Consider the following 23,880-nt stretch of genomic DNA (forward strand, 5'->3'; position numbering starts at 1 on the left):
CCTTTTCTGTTTAGCGCATACTACCACGATAGAAGACCCGGACCTGCTTATACAGTCCTTCGCCTTCACTCTTGGTTTCCACATCAGCGATGTCGTTCAGGGTAGTGTGGATGAGCCGGCGGTCAAAGGGGTTCATGGGTTCCAGCAAAACCGAACCGCGGTTTTCCCGGACCCGATCCGCCACGGTATAGGCCAGGCGAACCAGCGATTCTTCCCGGCGGATCCGGTAGTTTTCGCTGTCCAGGATGACCCGCATATCCTCCCGGCCCTGGCGCCCGGCGTAGATGTTCACCAAAAGCTGGAGGGCGTCCAGGTTTTTTCCCTTTTTTCCAATAAGGATAGAGGAATACTCGGAATCGATCTTAAGACCAATCTTCCGCTCTTCCCTGAACAGTACCGTTACTTTTCCGCCATACCCCATACGTTCGATAAGCCCTTCTAAAAAATCAACCAGTTTTTGTTCAAACTCATTTTGAGATTCCGGGTCACCAAAAACTGCAGCTTCTCTGAATTGACTATTTTCGGGACTGGGTTTGGAAGGATTTAAGGTAACCGGCTTGTCGGTATGAACCTGGATTTTTACAAATCCCTTCTTAAATAAACCCGAACGCTGGGTTTCAAGGATTTCGACATCGAAACCATCCTTTTCAAGCCCCAGCTCTTCCGCCGCCCGATCGATTGCTTCTTTTTCGGTACGGCCTTCAAATTCATATACCATAACGCGCTCCTCGCGATAGAGATTACTTAAACGATTATCTTTTCTTCCTTTTTTTTGGCGGCACCAGGACCGGCGCAGGGGCCGGCGCTTCCGCCAATATCCCCTTTTTCTTGGCCAGATATTTGTTAATAGTAAGCTGTTGAACCAGGGTCAACACATTGGACATGATCCAGTACACCAACAAGCCCGAAGGAACATCGTAGAGGATGAAGAAAAACATAACGGGCATGAGATAGAGCATCATCTTCATCTGGGAATTGCCCTTCTGATCCGGGGTTTGGGTTACCTTTCCGTAGAGCAGCTGGGAGCCCACATAGATGAAGGGTAAAGCCCGTAGATTGCTCCACCCAAGAAGGGGCAATTGGAAAGGTGCGAAACTCCATATTGATTCGGGCAAGGATAGATCCGGTATCCATCCGGGAATGAACATAGCTCCGCGAAGATCAAAATGGGTATTGAAGAGATTGTACATGGCAAAGAAAATTGGAAATTGGACGAGCATGGGCAAACATCCCGAAAGAGGATTGTACCCTTCTTTTTTGTAGAGCGCCCCCATTTCGGCATTCATCTTCTGGGGATTGTCCTTGTATTTTTCCTGGAGTTCCTTGATCTTCGGCGAGAGGGTCTGCATACGCAGGGTTGACTCGGTACCTTTTTTGGTCAGGGGGAACATGACCACCTTAACCAAAAGGGTAAGGAGAATAATCGCCACCCCGTAATTGGGAATTATTTTATAGAATATTACGAGCAGCCATTTTAATAAGGTTTCCAGGGGTCCCAGAAAACCGCTGGTATTGGCAACCTTGATGAGCTGCAAATCCCGAAGCTTAAAGCTGTTGGCCGCCGTATCGTATACCCCCAGGGCGTTCTGGCTTTTGGGCCCCATGTAGAAACGGTATACATCGGCGGTGTGGGAACCGTTCACCGCAGGCCGGACCATGTACAACCGGGAACTGTCTGATATCCCCGGTTCGGAACGGGTGGAGAAAACCATTTCCGCCTGACTCGCCAAGGGTACTGCGATGAGGGTAAAATACTTACCCGCCACGGCGCCCCAGGTATACCCGGGACTGATAGTCATGGGGCTGTTTTTAGCTACCTTTGACTGGTCCCCTTCGTTCTTGAATTTGCCATTGCTAAAGGTATAATAGCGGCGATATTCATAGCGTTGGTCCAGTTTTGTGAAATGTGGGCCGAACTGGGGGGCTGAGCCCAGGGTATAGGCAACGCCGGAGGCGCCGCCCCCTGAAAAGTTGAGAGAAGACAGGGTTTGCCCCCCGTCCAGGGTAATCGTCAACTCAAACATATATTCATCGGGCCTGAAGTCGTACCGTTTTGTCAGCCGGACCCGGCTCCCGCTGGAATTTCCGCTCCCGGAAATTGCAAAATCCCGGGAAAATTCAATTATATAGTTGGAAATCCGGGTTACGTTGAAGAAGGAATTTATGGGCTGGGCGTTGATATTCCCCAGGGCAATAGTAAAAGCATGGGATTCTGTATTCCCCGGGAGGACCATTTCCACAAAATCATCCTGGTCACTGTGTTCCCGAAGCTTATAGGAAACCACATCACCCCCGACATTGGTCAGAACCACCGAGGCAAGGCCGGTATCGATAGTTACCCGCTGTTCCGTACTAGGACCGGCGCTGACGGGGGTTTCTTCAGGGAGAGCCTCCTCCGCAGAGATAATCCCGGGATCAACTGCCTGAGGTATTTCGGCGATTGCCGTAGGCGCCGCCTGCTGTTCCCCGCTTTGTTCTGTTACCGTATTTGGCTGTTTGGGAGGGAAAAATACCCCCTGGATAAAGTAGAATGCCGATATCACCACAATTGAAAGCACCACGGCCAGTAATGTTCTTTTTTCCATGTAAACTCCAAGGGGAAAGTCTATCTGCTTTCCCCATCGCTAAGGTACCGGATCGTAACCCCCGGGATGGAAAGGATGACAACGCAGGATCCGTCTAAGTCCCAGGAAGCCGCCCCGGAGGGCGCCGTATTTCCGCACCGCTTCATAGGTATAGACGGAACAACTGGGCGCATACCTGCAATGAGAGGGAAAATGGGGGGAAACCGCTTGCTGATAAAACCGGATCAAAAGCAACGCCGCTTTTTGTAAAAACGTCATTATTCAGTTCCTGTTAGTAAACCGGCCTTGGAAAACAACATTTTAAGCTGATCCAACCGGTCTGCCAGGAAATCCTTACCCGGATACACCAGTAAAACCAGGTCGTAACCTGTTTTCAGCCGGTTCTGCATAAGCCGGTACGCTTCCCGGCCAACTCGCCGACACCGGTTCCGTTCCACCGCATTTCCGAATTTCCGCGCAAACGTAAAAGCAATCCGGTTATGGGAAAGCCCGTTTTCCATCCGGAACAGCTTTGCGCCCGGACAGCTAACCGTCTTTCCATGGTTAAAAACCGCCCGTATCTCTTCCCTACTCTTTAACCGTTCATTTCGCTTAAACCGAAAGGCCCCGTACGCTACTTGCAACGAAGTTCCCCACGCAGGAAGCTCCGTAAGCACCGTCTAATAGGGCTTCTTTTCATCAGAAGCGGTCAGTTTAATCCGGCCCTTTGCCCGCCGGCGCTTTAAAACAAGCCTTCCGCCGCGGGTTTTCATCCGGGCCCGGAACCCGAATTTACGGTTCCGCTTTACTTTGCTGGGTTGATAAGTCCGTTTCATGGGAATTTCTCCTATCTATCTATATAATGGTCATGAAAGCAAATTAATAGAGATTTAGTATAGGAAAATGGGAGAGAAAGATCAATAGGTGGTCAACAAACCTTGTCCTTGTCAAAACCACCTATTTTTCTTGACAAATACCCGGCTTAAACCGTATATTTTAAATGTATATTTCAAAGGAAGAGGGGCCGGACCTTTGGTTCGGAGAATCCCCCGCTAACCCGTAACTGTGATTGGGAAGATCCATCATAGACGGTCACTGGGCGATATCGCCTGGGAAGACCGATGGAGAACAGCCCATAAGCCAGGAAACTTTGATATACAACAATTTTTCGGGCTTCGAGGATAGAGCCATGAGAAAAAAGCCGAATTGCTAATCCGGTATTTTTTCCGCAGGGCGGCGGACCAAAAGTTCGATTCCGCTCCCAGGCTCCTTTTCTTCGGAAAGGAGTAAAGCCATGTTTACACACAATTCTTCGGTTGGGAAACCCAGCGCCTTACGGCGGGCAGTTTCCCTGGTTCTTGTATTGGGTCTTGTTATGGGGGTACTGTCTTTTCTTGGATGTGATACTGGTGGGGGGACCACATTCTCATCCCAAAGCGAATCCTCCACTCTGAATGATGCAGCTACTCTGGGTTTGGTTGGAACATCTGTCTCTTCCAGTAACTCCGATGTGGCAATAGTGAACATTTCTGATGGCAAAATTGTTGTTACTTCAATCAGCGAAGGAACGGCGAATATTTCGGTATTCGATAGTGACTACAAGGAAGCTACGTTTACTGTGACGGTTCTCTCGGATGGCGCAATCACCATAGGGTCGATTACCAAATATGATCCGGATGTACCAGTTAATTTTGACATTACACCTAAAGACGGTCCCAAAAATACCGTAGCAACATTGGGTTTAATCGCAACAAGCGCCTCTTCCAGTGACGGTACAATAGCAACCGTAGATGTGGTCAGCGGTGTTATAAAAATTACTCCGGTTAAGGCCGGTGTAGCGGCCATTTCGGCAAAAGCCGATGGAAAAACGGCGATAATCAACATAACGGTATCGGCCACCGGTAAAATCATTATAGGGACCATCGAAAAGTATGTGTCCGGGGGTTCTACCCCTACAAAGTTAGCCGGTCATTGGAAACTTGTATACGGTTCCGGCAACGCTGAGTGGTATATTATTACCTCCACAACCATTGAATACGGCAGCAGCGATGGGGTTGGAAGTAACTACACCGCAAACTGGAAGGGAACTATCAGGGATGTTGAAAAATTTGACGACGCCTCCGGGGTTATTATAATTGAATATACCTCTCCAAAGCCAGAATACTATGATTATGATTACTCAAACTATCCGGATGTAACTATATTAGACGGTCCCTTTGATCCGCCCGGAAATTTCCAGTCCGTATGGTATAGCCAGCTTAGTGATACGACAGTTAAAATTTGCGGTCCCTATAATGCTTCAGAACCCCACGGTTCGGAAACCACTACCTTGGCTGCGGCTAAAGTAAAATTCAATATTGATACGGAAACTGATTATGTGTCGAGTTGGAGCGGTGTTACCGCCCAGACTAAAACAACGGATGTGCCCGTAGCTGGATCCGGTAATTCCCCTGCGCTTGATGCAAAGCTAGTCGGTAATTGGAGGCTTGTATACGGTACCGGCAACGCTGCTGAGTGGTATATTATTACCTCCACAACCATTGAATACGGTAGCAGCGATGAGACTGGAAATAACTATACCGCAAGCTGGAAGGGAACTATCAGGGATGTTGAAAAATTTGATAATGCCTCCGGGGTTATTATAATTGAATATACCTCTCCAAAGCCGGAATACTATGATTATGATTACTCAAACTATCCGGATGTAACTATATTAGACGGTCCTTTTGATCCGCCCGGAAATTTCCAGTCCGTATGGTATAGCCAGCTTAGCGATACGACAGCTAAAATTTGCGGCCCCTATAATGCTTCAGAACCCTACGGTTCGGAAACCACTACCTTGGCTGCGGCTAAAGAAAAATTTAATATTGACACGGAAACTGATTATGTGTTGAGTTGGAGCGGTGTTACTGTTCAGACTAAAACAACGGATGTGCCCGTAGCTGGCGCTCAGTAAAATGACCCTAAGAAGGTTTAAGGCCGGTAGTTTGCTACCGGCTTGTATTATCGGTTTATTGTTCCTCTTTCCCCTTTATTCCGATGAGGTGGATGAAGATTTTTTTGACGATGATATGCTTCTTATAGAAAATGAGGGGATTACCGTTACCGGAAGCCCGGAGACAACCCAGCAGATGGTTACGGTTACAAAAGAGGAAATTGATAGAATCCAGGCGCCGGATCTTGCAACCCTGCTGCAGGAAACGGCGGGCCTTGGATTTACCCGCTATGGTCCCTACGGCAATCAGACGGGTATTAATTTACGGGGTTTTGATTCGGAGCGGGTTGCCTTCCTTATAGATGGGGTGCCCGTCAATTCCCCCATGTCCGGAGATTTTGAAATTAACCAGCTCAATCTGGACGCCATTGATCGTATTGAAATAATCTATGGTGGATCGGATAGCAAATATAACGTGACTGGCGCCCTGGGCGGGGTTATTAATATTATCACCGTTAAAAAACAAAAACCCGGCTGGAGTATTGGGGCCAGTCTTTCGAATACCGGCTATAGGCCGAAAGAATATTATATCCGCGGGGGGGAAACCGGTGAACCTGAGATGAAGGATCTGCTGGACACCCAAAGTCTAAGTTTTTCTCTGGGGCATGGATCGGAAATTTTTTCCTGGAGGACCAATCTGTTTGGAAACCGCGCAGGGAACCACTATCCCTACAAGGATAATCATGATAGGGACCGCCGTAAAGAAAACAACGAAGTCCTGGACGGGGGAGCATCGACGTCCCTGATCTGGGCTCTCCCCGATTTAACAAAGGTGATTTTTTCGGGGGATATTTATTATGGGGATAAAAATATTCCCACCGGTGGATATTCGTTTACATATGGAACACAGGATGACTTTTCAACCCGGCAGAATATTCTGCTCGACATGCCCCGGGCTTTCAGGGACGATCTTTCCACTGAATTTTCCCTTAGCCATGGATGGACCACCATTTGGTTTGAACCTGCCGCGGGGGCGTCTTCCACACATGATCAACACGTCATTACCACGATCAACCGCTGGGCATGGTTTCCCTTATCATTCTTAACAGTCAGGGTGGGCGGCGACTACCGTTATGTCACGCTGGACTCTACAGAAATGTTAAACAAAGATAGGCATGATGGCGGTGTATATCTGACCCTGGAATACCAGCCCCATACAAAATTCCTCATCATCCCTTCGATAAAAGGAGTATTTGACCCTAATTCGGCAGTTCCGGTTCCAAAGCTCGGGTTTGTGTGGTATGCCACGGATGATCTTACCATCAAGAATAACTATTTCCGCAGCTTCAAATTTCCCGATTTCGAAGCCCTCTACTGGCCAAGGGATGCCTATACCCAGGGTAATCCCGACCTGAAGCCTGAAGACGGCTGGGGCACGGATCTTATTTTTGCATACCGGTTTAAAAAATGGGTCAACCTTGAAAGCACTCTTTTTGCGCAGATGACCGATGATTCAATCCATTGGTCCGCCGGCGGTGATGGCATTTGGAAGCCCTATAATGTGGGGAAGGCGGATTTCTTTGGATGGGATTCCAAAGCAGGTATTGACATTCCTCTGGCAAAGGGTCCTTTTAAAAAAATCGGGGTAAACCTTTCCTATCAATTCCTTCTTAGTTACATCTTAAGTTACGGTTATACCTGGTCTGATGAAAAGCGCATCCCCTATATGCCTATGCACACCATAGGTGTTTCCCTGGATATTCCATGGGAAATTGGTTCCGCCTCTTATGGCGGTTCAATCCTGATTACCGGACGCCACGAAAGTCTGCGGTATTCCGATACGCAAAATATTACCGAAGTAGATTTCCCTGTATTAATCGATATTATTATTAATCAAAAACTTGGCAATGTTTTTACCGCATTTGCATCGGCGCGGAATATCCTCGACATTTCATACGAGTCTTTTGACGAATACCCCATGCCCGGCATTACCGTAACCCTGGGACTGCGGTTTAATATAGAAGGAAAGCGCCATGACTAAACCCCTCGTCCTCTGCATTTTAGCAACATTATTACTATCCGGTTGCAGCCAAAAAACCGCACGGCTCCTGACCGACCGGGGGGGGAATACCGTATCCGTCTCCGGCCAAATCAACAAGATCATATCCACCGCCCCTTCCAGTACGGAAATAATTGTGGATCTGGGGCTGGCGGATAAGCTGGTTGCCATAGACAAGTACTCCCTGGATATAGAGGGGGTAAAGCAGGATCTGCCCCTGATAGATTTTTTCTTCCCCGACGCAGAGGCTATAATCGGCATCAACCCAGACATCATCATATCAAACGGTCATAATAACCTTGGCGCCGGGGATGATCCCTTTAAGCTGATACGGGAAGCGGGTATTCCCGTGGTGTATATACCCCTGAGTTCCGGTATAGACGGCATATGCAGGGATATAGAATTTGTGGCGGACATGCTGAACGTGAGCGAGCGGGGCAGGGAGTTATCATTATCCATGAAAACTCAGATTGCGGAAATAGCCGCCGTAGGAAGAACAATAGAAAACAAGAAGACCGTCTATTTTGAGATATCCCCCCCGCCGGAACTGGTGACTATTGGGCAGAATACGTATTTGCATGAAATGATAACCGTCATAGGGTGCGTTAATATATTCGCCGATCAGATAGGGGTGATCTTTCCCAGCGCCGAGGCTATACTGGAAAGGAACCCCGATGTTATAATTACCGGTCTTCCGGAGAGATACACCCCATCGGAAGAAATAAAAAACAGGGAGGGTTTTGAACATATCACCGCGGTAAGAAATAACGCAATTTATCGGGTGGATACCAATTCGGCGTCCCGGCCCTCGGCTCGGATACTGTTCGCGTTAAAACAGATGGCAAAGGCGGTGTATCCGGATAAATATGAAAAATTCTAGGAAGATACTCATCGGTTCCGTACTCGCCGCCGTAATAGTTTGCGCCGGATCTTCCATCGGGAGTTCCAATATCCGTATATACGACACCCTGAGAATTATCATCGAAAAAATTCTGCCCATATCCCTTACGGAAGGCATCGAACCCCGGGATGTATCTATCGTCTGGCTTCTGCGCCTGCCCCGGGTGTTGCTGGCCTTTATCGTGGGCGGTTCCTTGGCCATGAGCGGCGCCGTTATCCAGTCGGTTTTGAAAAACCATCTTGCCACACCGTATATTCTGGGGGTCTCCTCCGGCGCAACCCTGGGTTCGGCCCTGATTATGCTCACCGGGTTTGCAATACCCCTGGTAGGTGGATTAACCATGCCGGTGGCGGGTTTTTTATTCGGCCTGTTAACGGTGTATATCGTTGTTAGCTTTTCTTCAAAACTTGATAAAACCATGTCGAACAATACTATTATTCTCTTCGGTATGGTTTTTACTCTCTTTATTTCAGCTCTGCTCACCACCCTTATGGCTCTGTACCGGGAGGAGCTAAAGAGCCTGATCACCTGGCAGATGGGGAGCTTCGCACTCAAAGGCTGGTCTTATGTCAGGGTTATGCTTCCCTTCTTTATAATTGGAACCCTGGGGATTATCCGGTACACCAAAGAAATGGACATCCTTACCTTTGGGGAGGATCAGGCAAAATCCGTTGGGGTGGAAACAGAAAAGGTGCGGAAACATTTGTTTGTATTCTCCACCATTCTTACCGGAGCGGCAGTTTCGTTAAGCGGTACCATAGGTTTTGTGGATCTTATTGCCCCCCACATGGCGCGAAAAATTGTGGGATCAAACCACCGGTATGTGATACCCATGTCTTTTATTCTTGGCGGATCCCTGATGGTGGTAGCCGACCTTATCGCCCGGACTATCGTTTCTCCTTCGGAATTACCGGTGGGGGCTATAACCGCACTTGTCGGCGCACCCTTCTTTGCCTGGGTATATTTTGGGAAAAGGTAGGCGGCTCTTATGCTGGAAATAAAAAACCTGTATAGCGGATACGATGGGGTCGATGTTATTCATGATATCAGTCTCAGGGCGGAGAAGGGGGAATTTCTCTGTATCCTTGGACCTAACGGCTGTGGCAAGAGTACCCTGCTAAAGTCCATTGCCCGGATACTGAGCTACCGGGGAAACATCATTGTTGATAACCGGGAGGTATCTTCCTACAACAGAAGGGATCTGGCTAAAAAAATAGCCCTCATGGGTCAGAATTCGGAAATATATTTTCCCTACAGTGTTTATGATACGGTTTCTCTGGGACGTTATGCCCATACAGAGGGGTTTCTGAAAAGTCTTTCCGTAGAGGACAGGGAAATTATCACGGACATTCTCAAACAGCTGGGGATCTTCAATGAGAAGGATAGGATGATAAATGAGCTTTCCGGCGGCCAATTGCAGCGGGTATTTTTAGCCCGGACCCTGGCGCAGAACCCTGATATCATTCTGTTGGATGAACCGACCAATCATCTGGACCTGAAACATCAGGTAGAATTACTGCAATATTTGATAAGTTGGGCAAAGGCTAATAACAGAACGGTTATAGGTGTACTGCATGACCTTAATCTGGCGCGCAGTTTTGCGGACACCACTACGATTATGGCTGATGGAAAACTTATTTCCTATGGTGATCCTGAAACGGTTCTGAACGGAGAAACTCTAAAGGCGGTGTATGGTATGGACATCCGGAAGTTCATGCTGGAATCTCTGGAAAATTGGCGGAATACCCATGTCTGAAATAGCCATATACGGAAAAGGTGGGATCGGCAAATCGACCATATCCTCGAATATTTCCGCGGTTCTCGGGCGGCAGGGAAAGAAGATCCTGCAGATAGGCTGTGACCCAAAACACGATTCCACCAGATTTCTGCTCCACGGGGAACGGATTACCACGGTACTGGATTACCTTAAAGGAAAAAGTCCCGACCAATGTAACCTTTCCGATATTGTCCACACTGGAGCTTTCGGTGTGCACTGCGTGGAAGCCGGCGGGCCTGAACCGGGGGTGGGCTGTGCGGGCCGGGGTATATTAAGTACCTTTGAGCTTTTGGATCGGCTGGGTATAAAAGAGAATAACTACGATGATATCATCTATGATGTTTTGGGGGATGTGGTCTGCGGCGGCTTTGCGGTACCCATCAGGCGGGGTTACGCAGAAAAGGTGTATATCGTTACTTCCGGGGAATTCATGGCCATCTATGCGGCCAATAATATTCTGCGGGGGCTTGGTAATTACGATCTGAACAAAGACCGCGCCGGTGGGATCATCTTCAACTCCCGGGGCTTGGTGGAGGAAGAAGATCGGGTCAAGCGTTTCTGCGATGCCGTTGGTCTCCCCCTAATTGCCCGCTTCCCCAGAAGTGATCTCTTTTCCGATTGCGAGCGCGAGGGGAAGTGTCTCGTAGAAGCCTTCCTCGATTCGGACTTGGCGGAACAATTTGCAATCCTGGCGGATAAAATCCATTCCCAGAAGGAGTTCTATGCCCCGGCGCCGCTTTCCGATGAGGAACTGGAAGAGCGGATTCTTGGGAAAAAAGCAATACCGGTACAGAAACAGGCGCCGGTTCACCCGGTACTTAAAACCCTTCCTCAACAGCAGGCCTTTTTTTCCAAGAGCCTCGTATCACGGGAACCCCTGCACGGCTGCGCCTTCAGCGGGGCTATGAGTATCACTACCCAGATAGATGACAGTATTAGTATCGCCCATGGTCCCAGGAGCTGCGCTCATATTACGTATCAAAGTATCACCTCAATCCCACGGCGTTTCCTTCTGGAACGGGGGATTGTCCTCCCCTACGGATCCTCACCGCCGGTGGTTTCCTCTGAAATGAACGAGGGGGTAATGATATTCGGCGGCGCCGACGAACTCCGGCAAAAAATTCTTGAAGCTAAGGCCCGCTCCCCAAAGGTATTGTTTATTCTGACAACCTGTCCCAGTGGAATTATCGGCGATGATCTCCGGTTTGTTCAGGATCTGGCGGATGATGCAACAAGGATCGTCCCCGTATTGACCGATGGTAATATCCAAGGGGATTATCTTCAGGGTATACTGATGGCCTATAGGGAAACGGCCCGTGCGCTTATCGACAGAAACTGTATACCCGAAAATGATACGGTTAATATTGTTGCGGAAAAGTCGGAAACCAATGCCCGGGAGAAAAGTTTCCGGTATGTAAAGGATATCCTGGATCGCTTCGGTATACGCATTAACTGTCATTTTATCTGTGAAACCACGGTTGATGAGATCCGCCGCTTCAGGCGGGGAAAACTCAACCTCCTTGCCTATGGGGATTATATGGGACGGTCCATCAGGACTTTCCTCGAAACCGAATTCGGCGCGGAGTTTCTGGATAAGCCCTTCCCCATAGGCTTCCGGGAAAGCTGTGACTGGGTCCGCAGTATTGGTGAGTATTTTCATAAAGAAAAGGATAAAACCGATGCGATTGTGACGGACTATCGAAAACAGTATCAGGATGGGATTGACCGTATTAAACCATACCTTGAGGGGCGGCGGCTTATGGTTATTACCTACAATCAAAATATTGACTGGATGCTGCAAACCGCCCTTGACCTGGGAATGAAGATTTCTTTTGTAGGAATCCTAAATTTCTCCCAGGATAATAATTTTATGACGGATCTTAAAGAGTACATACAGGAATTGTACGTTCCTTATGATCACGGCAGACGGGAAGCTGACATTGCCCGCGTTAAGCCGGATCTGCTGCTTGCCAATTATGGATCAAATGAACAGGATCAATCCATTTTAACCGACACCATACCCCTGTGTCCCACCGCAGGATTTTTGAGCGGTCTTCTGTTCGCAAACCGGTGGGCGGAAATTTTTAAAATGAACTTAAAAGAAGGCTGGAGGCAGGATGAATTACTATTCAGAAAATATAGCTCCTGACAGCTTTACCGGCGCTATTTTTGCCCTGGAAGGCATAAGCGACGCCTGCGTCGTATTAAACGGTCCCACGGGCTGTAAATTCTATCATAGCGCCATCAGCGACAGCCAGTTTTTGCGTACCGCCTCCTATAATCCTCTGGAGTTTATTGAAGGCTTTTATTTTGGTCAGCCCAGGGTCCCATCCACTTATCTGGACGGTAATGATTATGTTTTCGGCGGCGGCGAGAAAATTGCAAACATCCTCAGGACGGTAGTAAAAAAGGGATACGCCCTTATTGCGGTGATCAATTCCCCCGGAGCAGCCCTCATCGGTGACGATCTGTCCCGGTTTCTGGAAGAGGAAGTGAAGGATATCCCTTGTTTTTCCATGGAGAATACCGGGTTTTCCGGCAGCTTTGGTTTGGGGTATCAAAATGCAATTATAGGCGCCATGAAAGCCATTGGGTTAAGGTCTACTGGGCTGACATCCGAAGGTGAAGCAAAGAAAAAAACAGTAAACCTCCTTGGCCTGTGTATTTATCAGAAATACTACGATCAAAATTACCTGACCCTGAAAAACCTGCTCGGTCTCTGCGATATTGAAGTGATCGCTGCGCCGGGAGCAGGGGATGACACAGCGGCGCTGCGCCGGATGGCCGAAGCCGCATTGAATGTGATTGTTTATCCGGAGTATGGCAGGATGATTGCTGAATTCCTGCATAAAGAATATGGGATGCCTTGCCTGTGTCCGGAGGAGGGGCCCCCCATGGGCTTCGACGCTGCATCCTCCTTTGTGCGGCAGGTCTGTGAAGCCCTGGGCGCCGATCCCGGAAAAGCATTGGAACTCATAGATCGTGCGCGGGCCCGGGCCTACCTGTACCTGTCCCGTTTTTCTTCCCTCCTGGGGCTGCCCAAGGGGACCTTGTTTTCCCTAAAGGCCGAAGCTTCCACGGCCTATGCCCTGACAAAATGGCTCTGCGGCTACCTGGGCATGATCCCCGCAGCAATTTCTGTTCTGCCTGAATCTGATACTGAATTCACAGAAAAACTGCGGATATTTCTTACCGGTATCCATTATCAGGAAACATTGCAAAAGTCCATCATCGAAACCACTACCCACATTTTACTAGGCGATGGGAACACCGTTGCGGAATTAAAGTTATACGGACAGCGATTCTGCGGTATAGAAATTATGCTTCCTGTTCTGGGGTATCTTGATATTACCGAAAAAACTATTTTTGGCGGGCAGGGTGCGCTGTTCCTTCTGGAACAGATTTTAAACGGTTTACGTTTTGTAATACCCTAGGGGAGGATAGGAACCATGATCATACTTATCACCGGCGGAATTAAATCGGGGAAGTCCCGGCGAGCCCTGGACATAGCCGTACAGGAATGGCAGGTTTCACCGGAGTCGCCGGTTTCCTTTATTGCCACCGCGGAAGCCCTGGACGATGAGATGAAACTCCGCATAAAGCGGCACCGGGAAGAGCGGGCCGTCCTTGGCGGTATAGCCGGCCGGGACAAAGCTCAAGGTTTCATCACCATTGAGGAGCCCCTGGAACTGGACCGGGCGATTGCCGCTGCTGGACAGCGTGTGTTGGTGGACTGCTTAGCACTGTGGGTAAACAACATCATGTACTATAAGCGGGAAGACGATTTTCCCCGGCTCCTGGAATCTTCGATTAGTGAAATGAAGGATTGTATCGTTGTTACCAACGAGACGGGGCTGGGAAATGTTCCCTTTGACGAGACCACTAGGCGCTACAATCTACTCCTGGCGGAGGCCAATCGAAGGATCGCCGCCGCTGCGGATCGGGTGGAGCTCATGGTTTCCGGTATACCCCTGAGGGTTAAATGATGGAACCATCACCTGTGGCAGGTATCTTCCCCAAAGCCCGGCTTTTGGTTCCGTCCTGGGTTATCCCCGGTACCTATCTGGAAAATTTGCGGTTCCTGGAAGACAAGAGCGAAGTTCAGGGTGTAGAATTACTGTTTTTTATATACGATGGTGAAATTCGAGATCAGCTGGATGCCGAATGGGAGGGGATAGGGCAATTTGCGGACCGCTTTGTTTTTACCGCCCATCTGCCGGATCCTCTTTTACCGGAACACGAGGAACTGGTGAACAGACTTAATCCCCTGGTACGTAGTTTTATTGTTCACCCAGGCCCGCCGGAAGATGCCCCAGCCCAGGGAGCCCTGGTCAATGGCTGGGCCAAAAAATATCCATCGAAGGCCGGAGCGGCGGGCTCTCCCTATCGTTTCCTCGCGGAGAACACCAACGCCGGGAGACTTGATGCGCTGCTGCCCTATTTGGAATGTCTGGGGATATGTATGGACACGGGGCATCTGCTCATGGATGGGAAAAGCCCAGCGGAGTTTTTTAAGGAACATTCGGATCGTATTGGGGAGATACACCTCCACGGCGTTGATCGGGAAAAGGCGGCCGTTGATGGGCGCTTAGCGGATCACCGGCCAGTCCGGGCTGAAGAAAAATGGTTTGGGGAGCTGCTCCCTCTGCTCCGGCAGTTTGCTGGAAATATAAACATGGAAGTTTTTTCCTGGGAAGAAGTGGCTGCCGGGATAAACTCAATTAGGAGGCATATATATGGAAAACATTAAAGCTGCGATTGAAGCGCATCTGGACGATCTTACCAAACCCCGGGGAAGCCTGGGGAAGCTGGAGACCTATTGCATTAAGATGGCGGAGATACAGGGAAAGGTTCCCCCCAAGCTTGAGAAAAAGGGAATCTACGTATTTGCGGGTGATCATGGTATCGCCACAGAAGGGGTGTCCCTGTACCCCCAGGAGGTTTCCCGGCAGATGGTGTTCAACATCCTTGCTGGCGGGGCGGGGATAAACGCCCTGGCGGGGGGAACCGGATGGGATGTCACCCTGGTGGACGCGGGGGTGATCGGTGAAGATTTTCCCCCGGATAATGAAATAAAGCCGGTGTGTTCCTTTGTACGTGCGCGGATTGGCAGCGGCTGCAGGAATAGTTTTAAGGAAGATGCCCTTACCCCGGAGGAAACCGAAAAGGCCCTGGCCCGGGGAAAAGCCCTGGCTCAGGATGCGGCGGACCGGGGGCTGGATATGACCGCCATCGGCGACCTGGGTATCGGAAACACCAGTACTGCGGCGGCCATGCTTGTCGCCGCGGGTTTTAATATCGACGACATGGTAGACCGGGGAACCGGTATTGACGATACCATGCTGAAGCATAAGCGGCAGGTCATACAGGACGCCGTGAAAAACAGAAATCCTCCCAAGGATGGGAAGGCTATACTTCAAAAGCTCGGTTCCTTCGATTTTGCCATGATGGCCGGTTTCATCCTAGGACTTGAGGGCAGGGGTATTGCCTGTGTCCTCGATGGATTCCCCGTAAGCGCCGCAGCCTATATGGCGTATATGATAAACCCCAAGGTTCGTGGCTGGCTTTTTGCGGGGCATCTTTCCAAGGTCGCCGGTCACAAGCCGCTGCTGGAACACATGGGGCTGGACCCCATCGTGAACCTTGATATGCGTCTGGGGGAAGGTACCGGTGCGGTCATAGGCGGGCATATCGTTGAGCTGGGAGTTAGGGCGGCCCGGGAGATGGCGTCCTTCTCCCAAGCCCATGTTTCGGACAGTGAAAAGACGGAAGAAAAGTACTGATGTTCGACCGCTTTCTTTCAACCTTCAGTGTGGTTTCGCGTATCCCGGTTAAGCTCAAGTTTACCTTTGATCCTTCCCGGATAGATTTCTATCTTCCCGTTACGGGAATTTGCCCAGCCCTGGTAGGATTTCTGATATTCGGAGGATTATCCCTTCTCTGGGATAATCCCCTGCTTACCGGTATCATCGTTCTTATAACCCAGTATCTTTGTTTTAACCTTTTCCATCTGGACGGGCTTATGGATACTGCGGATGCTTTTTTAGGAACCGTGGACCGGGAAAAGCGGCAGGCCATCTTAAAGGATTCCCGTACCGGCGTGTACGGATTTTTTGCGGGATTTTCTGTCCTTTCCCTAAAAATTGTCCTCCTCTCCGCCCTTTCGCCGTTCATCTTCCGGTATCCCGCAGTAATACTGGCCTATCCTCTCTGCGGCAGATTCGCCGCGTCCCTGGTCCCCTGCATGACTAAACCTGCAAACTCCGGCGGTCTTGGTGCGTTGACCAGGGATTCAAAACCGATCCGCTGTGTCTTGGGCATTGTTACCGGATTACTGCTCTGGATACTCCTTGTCTGGGGCCTGCTAAATCTGGCCGGGTTATTTATTTCTTTAAGATTTGATACAGGTTTTTTAGGCTCAGGTGCTTCTCCGGCGTTTTTTCCGATGATATTCATTGGCCCCCTTACGGCGTTATTTTATGCACGGCTCTACGGAAAATCCCTGGGGGGTTATACCGGGGATGCCCTGGGCGCGGCGGTGGAAACCGGGGAAATTCTGTATTTGCTGGCGGTCTATATCATAAAAAATTAATTCGATGTAATACAATCGGTATTACACTCCACCAGAGTGAGTATTTATCGGAGTAGGCGCAAAGACATCCCGATGAATTATTTGAGTTGAGCAGTCGCATTGGCGAAAAATACGTACTCTTCGGCTTTGACATATTTGAGGATGAGTGTCGCCTGGCCGTTAGGTAGTGGACGGGAAAATTTGTCCCCGATTTCATAATAATCGTTGACAATAGTCATCCAATGGCTTATCATTAAGAAGTTAGGATTATAAAGCTGATTATCGTAAAACCGAAGGAGTAAGAGTGAACGGAAGCCGAATTGTTGAAAGTATGAAAAAGGCGGTTGAAATCTCTCGCGGTGAATTATCGAAAGACGCATACCGGATTCATATTCCGGAAAAGATTGACGTAAAGGCGATACGGCAACAAATGGGGCTTTCACAACCTGCTTTTGCAAACCGTTTCGGCCTTTCTCTTTATACCCTCCGTAATTGGGAACAGGGAAAACGTTGTCCTGACCCGGCAGCACGGGCTTACTTGAAGGTTATTGAGAAGGCTCCTGATATGGTTTCTAAGGTACTAGCAGGTTGAATATTATATTTTGAGTTGATTATGGATAATAAGACAAAAGTACAGCGAAGTTTGAATATGGCGGCTGTTAAATCCAAAAATACCAAGCCGGAATTAATTGTGAGGAAGGAGTTGTTTCGGCAGGGATTTAGATATCGGCTTAATGTTAAGAAGTTACCGGGAACGCCGGATATTGTTTTACCAAAATATAAGACTATAATTTTCATAAATGGTTGCTTCTGGCATGGACATAAAGAATGTAAAAAATCAAAATTGCCTAGTACAAATACCATATTTTGGGAAAATAAAATAAGTGATACAGTACAACGCGATAAGCTAAAGTCTGAAAGGCTTGAAAGTTTGGGGTGGTTTGTGATAGTTTGTTGGGAATGTGATATCCTGCATAAGCATATTACATTTTCAGTTAGAAAGAACCATTTGGCTCTAAAATATAAATTAAAGGAGTAGGATGTGCCTGATAGTCGCAGTATGAAAAATAATCTAACCGCCATTGATTTTTTCTGTTGCGGAGGCGGCATGACCGAAGGCTTTGAATCTACGGGGATTCGGGTATTAGCCGGAATAGATATCGATCCGGCCTGTAAAGAGACATATGAAAAGAATCATCCTAATTCTAAATTTATTTTAAAAGATATAAAAAAACTTCCCAGCAATCATTTTAAAAATAAATTTGACGTTGAAAAAAATGATGACGGACTTATAATGATTGGTTGTAGCCCCTGTCAGCATTGGTCAAAAATAAATACCGAACGAGGAAAATCGGAAAAATCAAAAAATTTATTATTGGATTTTACACGTTTTGTCAGATATTACAAACCAGGCTATATAGTAATTGAGAATGTCCCCGGCATTGAATCAAAGCCGGAAGAAAGCGGTTTAAAACGTTTCTTGAATTTCCTTGATAAGCACGGATATAAATATAAAAAACAAAAAATTGATATGTCAAAATACGGAGTGCCTCAAAAAAGAGTTCGTTTTGTTCTCATAGCTACCAGAAATGGAAGCGATCCGCTTTTTCCTGAAAATTTAAAAAAATGTAAAACCCTTAAGGATTATATAAAGAAATTACCTCAAATAAATGCGGGTGAAAAATCGAATGATTTACCTCTGCATCGATCCGCAAGTATTTCAGAGAATAATTTAAAAAGATTACAGAAAACTCCTCATAATGGTGGCACACGGTTAGCGTGGAAGGATGATCCTGATTTACAAATAAATGCTTATAAAGATAAGGATAATATTTTCAAGGATGTTTACGGGCGTATGAAATGGGAGGAGCCGGCCCCTACTATAACAACAAGATTTAATAGCATATCAAATGGTCGGTTTGGTCATCCGGAACAGGACAGAGCCCTTTCTCTTCTTGAAGGCGCTTTGTTGCAAACATTTTCCGAAAAATATTATTTCTCAGGAAACACAGATTCTGTTGTTGCCAGGCAAATAGGTAATGCTGTCCCCCCCATATTTGCTTCACAGATTGCAGTTAAAATAGCCGAACACTATCAAATGGTAAAATAGTTTCTGCATTTATTGAGAAGGTTCCGGTTCTATAAAACATTTTTTCTTTATATCTTCTTCCCATGACTTAAAATCCCGATTTGGTAAACCAGGGCGTCCATTAATATGCAAGAATGCCCAAGATAATGATTCTCGAAAAGGACTGTCTATTGATACAACTTTTTCAAATTCTTTATCGGCTTCCTGACCTATTTTATTAAAATTAATTATCTCTAATGATTTTAAATCACAAGCCATATGCGGAAATTCCCCAAAAAGTTCATGAAATATCATAAACCTATTAGGAGATGATGTACTTAGTATGCCTTGTTTAATTTTATCTTTTTTATTATAAGCCTCTCTGATTTGCTTAAAAGTAGCGACTATTACTTTCTCTACCGGGTCTTGACCTTGTTGTAAATCACATGAAGGCGACAGAATAATTTTATAAGATGCGGGATTATTTTTATCTTCACCTTTTTTCCTAATTATATCACCCATCAACAAGTTGTTAGAATCAAGAGGGGGATACAGGTAAATTTCCCATGCTTTTATTGATCCGGTATCTAAACCATAATCAAAAGATGCCGCTAATCTTCTGCGCATTAAATTTGTAAATAGGTCAGTTCTTGATCCAATATCTGTAGATTTCGCTTTACTAAATTTTTGGTAAGTATCACGAAAAACATTACTAATATTTTTATTAATGGAACTTGTTATTGAGATTTTCTTTTCAACAAACAACTTGAATTCATTTATAGCAGATTTCAATTGCTTTATATCACTCGAACCTTTTTGTATTTTTTTTATAAAAATATTATCTTCATGTGGGTTATCATAATTATCAGAATATCCTGAATATATAATCAATGGTAAAAAATATTTTTCATAAACCGTATTATATATTTTACTACCGGTTTCTGTTTCACCTGTTATACCACCATCATTATTCAAGTCAAGTATCATTATATCTATTTTATATAAGCTCAAATATCGTTCAAAATGGTGAAAATTTTTGCAATGCGTGATTATTATATCATCTTGATCTTTAAAGGTACGTTTAAGTCTATCAAAAACGCGGTCTTCATCATCAATTAATAAAATATTCATTATTTGCTCCTTATTGGTAAATCAAATTTAAATGTTGCCCCATCAAATTTTCCTGGCTTTATGAGCGTCATTTTGCCATTATATTGAGAAACAAGTTCGGACGCAACAGTTAAACCCATACCAAAACCATCCGTCCGATTTGTAATACCGGGCCAAAATATTTTTTCTTCCATTCCATCTTCTATCCCTGGGCCTGAATCGTGAAAACGAATATTTAATCTGGTCTTATCAGAACTCAGGTTAAATTGTATTTCTATAACCTTATTATTTTTATCAGCATTATTCAACCAATATATGGCATTTGAAAAAAGATTAAAAAAAATAGAACTCATTTCTCCTGGAAATACTGATAAAATTGCAGAAATATTATTATGTTTGACCATTATACCATTTTTCCCTAAATCCTGTTTAAATAATTTTATGATAGTTTCTAATTCATTAACCGGATCGCAAATATTTTTTGCTTTATTGATTCGTTTAATTGCCAAGGGAGAAAATCTATCTGCCAATGATTCTAACGATGTTACTGCATTTTCAGCAGGAGGCAGGGAATCTTTAATGATACTCCATTTTATTATTTCATTTTTTTCCTGTTTGCGTAAATCATTATGCAAGTCGGTAATATCTCCTGTTCTGCCCCGTATTTCATGTATAAGAAAAGATGACAAAGTACCGATTGTTGCCATTCGGCTATAGTAATAAGCACGCTTACTAAGGTCTTCCTTTGCCTTATCTACATCAGTTTCATATTCTCTAATAGCATTTAGAATATCATCGTAATTCCCCTTGTTTTTTATTATTGCTTCAACCTTATCTTTCAAATCTCCGGGAAATATCCTATTCAAGATATCTGAAAACGGAGGTTCTGTATGGCCGCCTTCGGTTCGGCTATCAGATCGATAGTCTTCCATTTTTTTTACAATCTTGTTTAAATATTTTTTAAATACACGTAATTCTTTATTATCTTTAAAGCCCTCCCGGTTGCTTGAATCAATTATTGCGGGGTTATTTTCATTAGTGATTGATACATATCCGATTATTTGCCTGTTGCTAATACGTTCACCGACACGGCTGATTCTCCTAAGATCAAGGCCAAGCCAATCACGGGCAGTATCCGTTTTTGGCAATACAAGAATACCATCACGATATACAGATATACCCTTGTGATAAGAAATAGTATTACGAAGATCTTTCTTCTTTATATCAAATCTATTGGTAAATAATTCCGTGCTTTCAGAATCCACATCCCATACGCGAAATTCAAATTCAAAGGAACCACAAAAAACGACTTCTTTCGCTTTCGATGAGACATTTTTATCATCTTGAGATTTGGCAGAGGATTCCGGTATAATTTCGGGTTTAGCAATAATTCCCTTTTTTGTTTTTCTTTTTGTTCCATCATTATATTTATACTCATATTTTACAGTACCGTCATTTTCCACATGACCTTTTATCAAATATATCGGGGAATTAAGATATTCAGGGCTTTTGATTTTAATATCAGTTTCTGATAACGGAGTTTTTAATGAAATTTTAAAAGCACCGGTTTTTTCGATTTTATTGAAAGGGGATACAAATCTTGATAAATTATTTTTTAATTCTTCAATCATTTCTGTCAGGGTATCTTCATCATTCCAATCTTTATATAGATTCTTTATCCTAAGAATTGTTCCTGATTCATATTTTTTGAAAGGAAATACCGATTTTTCTATACTGCCGCCCATTGTAGATTCATCTTGGGAATCAGCAATTTTATTCCAGTCTAAGGTTACTTTCCAACAAGTTTCGTCGTCTGATTTTGTATACATCTCTAATATACTACCAAGCCGGGCAGTGGACAATCTGCCTAGTCCTTTTTCTCCGCTAACCTTACGTTCCATAGTTTTTATTTTTATACTGTTATTTTTTTCCTTATACGGTGTCGCAATGGTGAACCAGACTGTTTCAATAATTGACTTAGTCATTCCTTTACCATTATCCATAATTTCCAGATAAATTTCTCCTGTCTTCTCTTTGACAAAGGATATAATGACTTCAGCAGCCCCGGCATCATAGGAATTTTTAACGAGTTCAATAATCGCAACAATATCATCGGTTACCAAATCGGCGCCTAATGAGTTGAATACACGGGGGTGGAATTTAAACTGTATTTGCTCGGTTTTCATAGTTTATTCCTTGCAATATTAGGCTGTGTCTTTAATAAATATTCTAAGAATTCTTTTGATTTTACGATTTTGTCCGGTGAAATATCTATTGTCTTTGAATTATATGTTTTTATTTTTTTGATAATAATTTTTGCCGCCTTTTCTAATTCTTCTGTAGAAATAGGATTATTTTTTATTTTATCAATATCATTGACATTATAATCAGTAGAAAGAAGATTAAATAGAAATTGCAAGGCTATATGAAACTTAGCATTGGACAAGTCTTGCCAAGGCACATTCATTTTCTTTGATTTTATGAATTTATCAATTTCCTTCATAAGCCTTGCACAAAAAAGAAATATTGAATAATCAAGATTTTTGTTAAATATTTTTTGGTAATCTTCGTCTCTTTTTAGCAATGTCGTTGGCCTGCCCCTGGCATTATTTGGTTCTTTTAATATTATAGTCAAGACAGATTGAGCTAAATAAGAAATGCTTATTATTTTTTCAAAGGGTTTATGAGCATTTCTATAAAAGTTTTTCCTTCTTTCATAATACCATCCATTTTGGTAAAAATATTTTTCAATATCTCTTTGAATATTATTTGTAGCCTTAAATGATGTATCTTTGATCCTTGTTTGAAAATTTGTTGCTTTTATTATTTTATCCATCCTAGCGGCATCATTTGTTACAATGATTTTAATAAGAATAGATCGCTTTTCATCGTTCTTATCCTGTCTTGAACTAAGATATTTAAAAATAATATGTGTTGACTGTAGACCATTGACTATTTGCACGTCATCCATAGAAATTGTTTTTCCGACTATAGTTGCTTTAGAACAAATAATAGTTATACCATTATTTAGATTCCAAAAATCAATATCCTTATTTTCGATAAGACTATTTTCAATGTCTTTATTTACCTCAACATTACCTTCATAATCCCTGACATTAAATTCAAAAATATAGTTACGCAAATTGTCATTATCAGAAACAAATAAATAATATTCGTATAAATTTGATAAAACAATATAATTATCTTCCCTTGATATATAATTTTCCTCAAATTTGAGCTGTAGAGTATATTTTTTTTCAACTCTTTCAAGGTCTAATAATTCTCTTGCTCCAAAATATTTTACTTCGACATCTGAACCTGATAAGGTGTTCATTAATTCTTTACGAAGTTGATCTCCCTTGCTTTTTACCTTATGATGAATAGTAGTTTTATCACCCTTAGTAGCATAAATATATTTAATATTTAATACAGGATGCTTTGTTGAAAGACTTATATATGCATTTCTGAATAAAAATACTTTATTAAGTATCTTTGAATTGTATTTATCTTTAAGGTCTTTTTCTTTTTTGGATAAATCAAATAGTTCCAATAAACTTGAAATTGTAGTAGCGATTTGAATTTCAGAAAAACTTGAAGATGTTTTTGATTGCAATAAAAATATACTGATATTAGGAGATTTTTTTACAGTTTCAATTTCAAAATCAGTTGTTAATAATTCATGATCAATAAAAATGAAAATCGCATCAATGCCTCCATCATCACCACCATCTACAATCCCATCTTCAATCTCTTCATAAGTTAAATCATAATCTTTAATAATCTGTTCTGCTACAAATAAACCAAAAAAATCTGATTCTGTCATAGAATTAGCCATTTGTGAGTGTAGTTGATTCAATGTGCTGTTCAACAAAATTATATCATTAGACATGACATT

Annotated in this window: 22 protein-coding genes and 1 riboswitch; of the genes, 14 read left to right on the forward strand and 8 right to left on the reverse strand. The window is 44.5% G+C overall.

Annotated features, from left to right (window positions below):
- Positions 1–10: 10 nt before the first annotated feature.
- The 5 genes from jag to rpmH are packed head-to-tail and all read right to left on the reverse strand — an operon-like array spanning position 11 to position 3,400.
- Positions 11–718, reverse strand: coding sequence for an RNA-binding cell elongation regulator Jag/EloR (gene jag / locus TPRIMZ1_RS0105055; RefSeq protein ID WP_010255942.1), 708 nt, complete (start codon positions 716–718; stop codon positions 11–13).
- Positions 719–752: 34 nt separating this feature from the next.
- Positions 753–2,585, reverse strand: coding sequence for a membrane protein insertase YidC (gene yidC / locus TPRIMZ1_RS0105060; RefSeq protein ID WP_010255945.1), 1,833 nt, complete (start codon positions 2,583–2,585; stop codon positions 753–755).
- Between the two features lie 39 nt (positions 2,586–2,624).
- Positions 2,625–2,843, reverse strand: coding sequence for a membrane protein insertion efficiency factor YidD (yidD, locus tag TPRIMZ1_RS0105065; RefSeq protein WP_010255947.1), 219 nt, complete (start codon positions 2,841–2,843; stop codon positions 2,625–2,627).
- Entirely contained in the window at positions 2,843–3,208 is a 366-nt protein-coding gene (gene rnpA / locus TPRIMZ1_RS0105070) for a ribonuclease P protein component (protein ID WP_010255949.1), read from the reverse strand. The genes yidD and rnpA overlap by 1 nt, the downstream gene beginning before the upstream one ends.
- 36 nt (positions 3,209–3,244) lie before the next feature.
- Positions 3,245–3,400 carry a 50S ribosomal protein L34 gene (gene rpmH / locus TPRIMZ1_RS0105075; RefSeq protein WP_010255950.1) on the reverse strand — a complete coding sequence of 52 codons (156 nt, stop codon included), beginning with the start codon at positions 3,398–3,400 and terminating at the stop codon, positions 3,245–3,247.
- A 139-nt stretch (positions 3,401–3,539) separates the two neighbouring features.
- Positions 3,540–3,737, forward strand: a riboswitch (cobalamin riboswitch).
- Positions 3,738–3,858: 121 nt separating this feature from the next.
- Between rpmH and TPRIMZ1_RS0105085 the strand changes: the two genes are divergently transcribed.
- The 14 genes from TPRIMZ1_RS0105085 (at position 3,859) to TPRIMZ1_RS0105155 (ending at position 18,917) form a co-directional block, all read left to right on the forward strand.
- Positions 3,859–5,520, forward strand: a complete 1,662-nt coding sequence (locus TPRIMZ1_RS0105085) for a hypothetical protein (RefSeq protein WP_010255951.1) — start codon at positions 3,859–3,861, stop codon at positions 5,518–5,520.
- A 1-nt stretch (position 5,521) separates the two neighbouring features.
- Positions 5,522–7,540, forward strand: a complete 2,019-nt coding sequence (locus tag TPRIMZ1_RS0105090) for a TonB-dependent receptor plug domain-containing protein (protein ID WP_010255952.1) — start codon at positions 5,522–5,524, stop codon at positions 7,538–7,540.
- The gene (locus TPRIMZ1_RS0105095; protein ID WP_010255953.1) at positions 7,533–8,438 is read left to right on the forward strand and encodes an ABC transporter substrate-binding protein; all 906 of its coding nucleotides are present in this window, start codon (positions 7,533–7,535) and stop codon (positions 8,436–8,438) included. The genes TPRIMZ1_RS0105090 and TPRIMZ1_RS0105095 overlap by 8 nt, the downstream gene beginning before the upstream one ends.
- Entirely contained in the window at positions 8,425–9,438 is a 1,014-nt protein-coding gene (locus tag TPRIMZ1_RS0105100; RefSeq protein ID WP_010255954.1) for a FecCD family ABC transporter permease, read from the forward strand. Before TPRIMZ1_RS0105095 ends, TPRIMZ1_RS0105100 begins: the two co-directional genes overlap by 14 nt.
- A 9-nt stretch (positions 9,439–9,447) precedes the next feature.
- Entirely contained in the window at positions 9,448–10,215 is a 768-nt protein-coding gene (locus TPRIMZ1_RS0105105) for an ABC transporter ATP-binding protein (protein WP_010255955.1), read from the forward strand.
- Complete coding sequence (locus TPRIMZ1_RS0105110) at positions 10,208–12,385, forward strand: nitrogenase component 1 (RefSeq protein WP_010255956.1); 2,178 nt, start codon at positions 10,208–10,210, stop codon at positions 12,383–12,385. Before TPRIMZ1_RS0105105 ends, TPRIMZ1_RS0105110 begins: the two co-directional genes overlap by 8 nt.
- On the forward strand, positions 12,354–13,670 hold the full coding sequence (locus TPRIMZ1_RS0105115; protein ID WP_010255957.1) for a nitrogenase component 1: 1,317 nt from the start codon (positions 12,354–12,356) through the stop codon (positions 13,668–13,670). Before TPRIMZ1_RS0105110 ends, TPRIMZ1_RS0105115 begins: the two co-directional genes overlap by 32 nt.
- Positions 13,671–13,685: 15 nt before the next feature.
- Positions 13,686–14,222 carry a bifunctional adenosylcobinamide kinase/adenosylcobinamide-phosphate guanylyltransferase gene (locus TPRIMZ1_RS0105120; protein WP_010255958.1) on the forward strand — a complete coding sequence of 179 codons (537 nt, stop codon included), beginning with the start codon at positions 13,686–13,688 and terminating at the stop codon, positions 14,220–14,222.
- The gene (gene cbiR, locus TPRIMZ1_RS0105125; protein ID WP_010255959.1) at positions 14,219–14,986 is read left to right on the forward strand and encodes a cobamide remodeling phosphodiesterase CbiR; all 768 of its coding nucleotides are present in this window, start codon (positions 14,219–14,221) and stop codon (positions 14,984–14,986) included. The genes TPRIMZ1_RS0105120 and cbiR overlap by 4 nt, the downstream gene beginning before the upstream one ends.
- Positions 14,973–16,019 carry a nicotinate-nucleotide--dimethylbenzimidazole phosphoribosyltransferase gene (gene cobT / locus TPRIMZ1_RS0105130; RefSeq protein WP_010255960.1) on the forward strand — a complete coding sequence of 349 codons (1,047 nt, stop codon included), beginning with the start codon at positions 14,973–14,975 and terminating at the stop codon, positions 16,017–16,019. The genes cbiR and cobT overlap by 14 nt, the downstream gene beginning before the upstream one ends.
- Positions 16,019–16,828, forward strand: a complete 810-nt coding sequence (locus tag TPRIMZ1_RS0105135; RefSeq protein ID WP_010255962.1) for an adenosylcobinamide-GDP ribazoletransferase — start codon at positions 16,019–16,021, stop codon at positions 16,826–16,828. The genes cobT and TPRIMZ1_RS0105135 overlap by 1 nt, the downstream gene beginning before the upstream one ends.
- A 283-nt stretch (positions 16,829–17,111) precedes the next feature.
- Positions 17,112–17,399 (forward strand): helix-turn-helix domain-containing protein, encoded by a 288-nt coding sequence (locus TPRIMZ1_RS19995; RefSeq protein WP_010255964.1) that lies wholly within the window; start codon positions 17,112–17,114, stop codon positions 17,397–17,399.
- Between the two features lie 21 nt (positions 17,400–17,420).
- A complete protein-coding gene (locus TPRIMZ1_RS18500) occupies positions 17,421–17,846 on the forward strand; it encodes a very short patch repair endonuclease (RefSeq protein ID WP_010255966.1) in 426 nt (141 codons plus the stop codon).
- 3 nt (positions 17,847–17,849) lie between these two features.
- The gene (locus tag TPRIMZ1_RS0105155; protein ID WP_232616744.1) at positions 17,850–18,917 is read left to right on the forward strand and encodes a DNA cytosine methyltransferase; all 1,068 of its coding nucleotides are present in this window, start codon (positions 17,850–17,852) and stop codon (positions 18,915–18,917) included.
- Positions 18,918–18,926: 9 nt separating this feature from the next.
- Here TPRIMZ1_RS0105155 and TPRIMZ1_RS0105160 read toward each other — a convergent pair whose 3' ends face one another.
- From TPRIMZ1_RS0105160 to TPRIMZ1_RS18510, 3 genes are read right to left on the reverse strand one after another with little or no spacing between them, the layout of a single operon-like run.
- Entirely contained in the window at positions 18,927–20,006 is a 1,080-nt protein-coding gene (locus TPRIMZ1_RS0105160) for a response regulator (protein ID WP_010255970.1), read from the reverse strand.
- On the reverse strand, positions 20,006–22,171 hold the full coding sequence (locus TPRIMZ1_RS18505; RefSeq protein ID WP_010255972.1) for a sensor histidine kinase: 2,166 nt from the start codon (positions 22,169–22,171) through the stop codon (positions 20,006–20,008). The genes TPRIMZ1_RS0105160 and TPRIMZ1_RS18505 overlap by 1 nt, the downstream gene beginning before the upstream one ends.
- Entirely contained in the window at positions 22,168–23,874 is a 1,707-nt protein-coding gene (locus TPRIMZ1_RS18510) for an AIPR family protein (RefSeq protein ID WP_010255973.1), read from the reverse strand. Before TPRIMZ1_RS18510 ends, TPRIMZ1_RS18505 begins: the two co-directional genes overlap by 4 nt.
- Positions 23,875–23,880: the final 6 nt, after the last annotated feature.

Source organism: Treponema primitia ZAS-1, assembly GCF_000297095.1.
GTDB lineage: Bacteria > Spirochaetota > Spirochaetia > Treponematales > Breznakiellaceae > Termitinema > Termitinema primitia_A.